General features: G+C 38.5%; 1 protein-coding gene and 1 pseudogene. Both read left to right on the top strand.

The genetic code is table 11. From position 1 onward, the window contains the following. Positions 1-1,118 (top strand): annotated as a pseudogene (locus AMDU4_RS11340) (hypothetical protein); the annotation flags it as partial. 239 nt (positions 1,119-1,357) lie between these two features. Beyond that, entirely contained in the window at positions 1,358-2,512 is a 1,155-nt protein-coding gene (locus AMDU4_RS11335) for an AAA family ATPase (RefSeq protein ID WP_290705193.1), read from the top strand. Positions 2,513-2,571: the final 59 nt, after the last annotated feature.

Genomic DNA, 2,571 nt, shown 5'->3' with positions numbered 1-2,571 from the left:
CTTCAGGGGCAATATCAGATATGCGTGCAGGAATACTGGAAGCACTTGAACATGTATTTCCTGAAATTCCCATAAGGATATGCTTAATGCACTTCCTCCGTGACCTTGGAAAGGACCTCCTGAGTGATATGCATACAGATCTTGGCATAATGATCAATAAAATAGGTATAAAATCACCATTGAAGTCATTGCTCAGGTCAATTCCAGCATATAACCAGTCTACCCTGTATGAGGTGGAGCAGGGATTCTGTACAGACCGTAAAGGCATGGAAGCCATGTCAGTAAGGAAGATACTTGAATCCATTCTCTCTGTTAATGGAAGTTCTGGATATGGCTTTCCCTTCTCACTCTCACACCTGAACTTCTATCTCTCATGCAGGGAGGCAGAAAAGAAACTCAATGATCTTTCAGGGATCATAAAGGATGGGGATTCCTTAAAGTTTCTCAGTACTGCAATAAATAAGATCGAATGCATAACAAAAAACAATAAGATTGTGGAAACTGCCAGTAAACTCTCAGATATAAACATGCTCTTCCAGAAGATCAGGAATGCATTCCGCATGCCTGAGAAAGGCAATCTTTCAGATATTATAGAGGATGATGATTCAATTCAGGAAAAGTGTGATATTGTGACAGGTGAGATGGAAATATACCTTCACACGAATATCCCTAATCATATGTTCACTGCTGCAAAGCATATAATTACAAGGTATCACGAAAGAAAGGCCATGCTGTTTGCCAATAATCCAGAACACACCATACCGGGGACAAACAACAATATGGAACAGTTCTTTAGAAAACTACGCAGAAATGTGAGAAAGAGGTGTGGTAACATTGCTACAGGAAACATTCTTGCACAGAGCGGTGTATCCTTAGCAATATTCCAGAACATGGACAACCCTGAATATGTTAAGATTGTCTTCGGAAAACAGGATATTCCATCTGTATTTGGAAAGTACAGGAAACCATTCAAGAAACCCGGAATGACAAAAAACAGGATTCTGAAACTGATAGATACAGGAACAGAGATGATGCTCAATGATTCATTGCCCGATACCCCATACAATGATAAATTGATGGATAAAGCCAATGAAGCACGAAGCATGAATGTTTATTAGCTAGAAATTATGGAACTTTCAACAATATTCTTCTGAGAGCAATTATTATTTGTCTAACGGGATATAATCGCCATAGGTATAGTGCAAGATTTTATATACTTTTAGGCATTATAATTATTGTAATGCTTATGTTATCTGCAATACGTGACACGTTAATACTTCAAAAAGAAGAACTAAACAACAAATCGAGCCAGCCTTACATAAAAAGGATTATAAAAATAAGCGGGATTAAAAGTGACATGATTAAAGTCATAACCGGTCCCAGGAGGGCAGGCAAATATTTTTTTGTGATGCACGAGTTAACTAACAATGGCAAATTCGCATATGCAAATTTTGACGATGAAGTACTTGCAAACGCTTCCGACTACAACGAAATAGTTACAGAAATGAATTCTTTATACGATAAACCTGGACTGTTTCTTTTAGATGAGATACAAAACCTTCCAAATTGGGAACTGTTCATAAACAGATTGCAGAGGCAGGGTTACAACATTGTAATAACAGGAAGCAATTCTAATCTGCTGAGCGGCGAACTTTCAACACACCTTACTGGAAGGCATATAGCTACAAGCATACTGCCACTTTCATTAAGGGAATTTATTACATATGATAAACGTGAGCTTACAACCGCCGAGCTTAAAAACAAGTTTTCGGAATATGCAAAATACGGCGGCTATCCCGAACCGTTAGTCAAAAGTCTTGATTACAGGGAATATCTCTCTACACTTTTTGACTCGATACTATACAAGGACATAGTAAAACGGTACAGGATAAGAAAATCCAATGTAATTGAGGAGTTGGCAATTTATCTTATATCAAACTCCGCAAAAGAATTCTCCTACAATAACCTCGTAAAGATGACTGGATTGGACAGTCAACATACAGCAAAAAAGTATATAAGCTATCTGAGCGAGGCATTCATCTTCTTCGAAGTGAAACGTTATTCGGCAAAGGTAAAGGAACAGATAACTACAAACAAAAAGATTTATTGCATAGATAATGGCTTTGTATATGCAAAAGGATTCAAGACTACTGAAGAAAAGGGCCGCTTGTACGAAAACCTTGTTGCAATAGAACTCAAGAGAAGAGCTTCCGAAGATGCCTTTGAATTCTATTACTGGAAAAACGTGCAACAGGAAGAGATAGACTTTGTTATTGTAAAACACGGAAAAATAGCGGCATTGATGCAGGTAAGTGCTGACGTAACCGAAAACAGGACGAAAGAGAGGGAAGTTAGGGCTCTACTGAAAGGAAGCAAGGAACTAAAATGCACCAATCTCATAGTATTAACCGGGGATTACGAAAGCGAAGAAGAAGTAAGCTGGTTCGGCATAACCGGGCGTGTTCAATTTCTCCCGCTTTGGAAGTGGCTTACAGGAACTAACCGTGTATAAGCATAGCTTTGCGACATGCGAGCATTCCGTTACTAAAGCTCAACTTAAAAAGCTTTTCT

It is taken from the genome of Ferroplasma sp. Type II, assembly GCF_000496155.1.
Note: the sequence above shows the minus strand (reverse complement) of the source record. Positions and strands in the feature narration are given on the sequence as shown.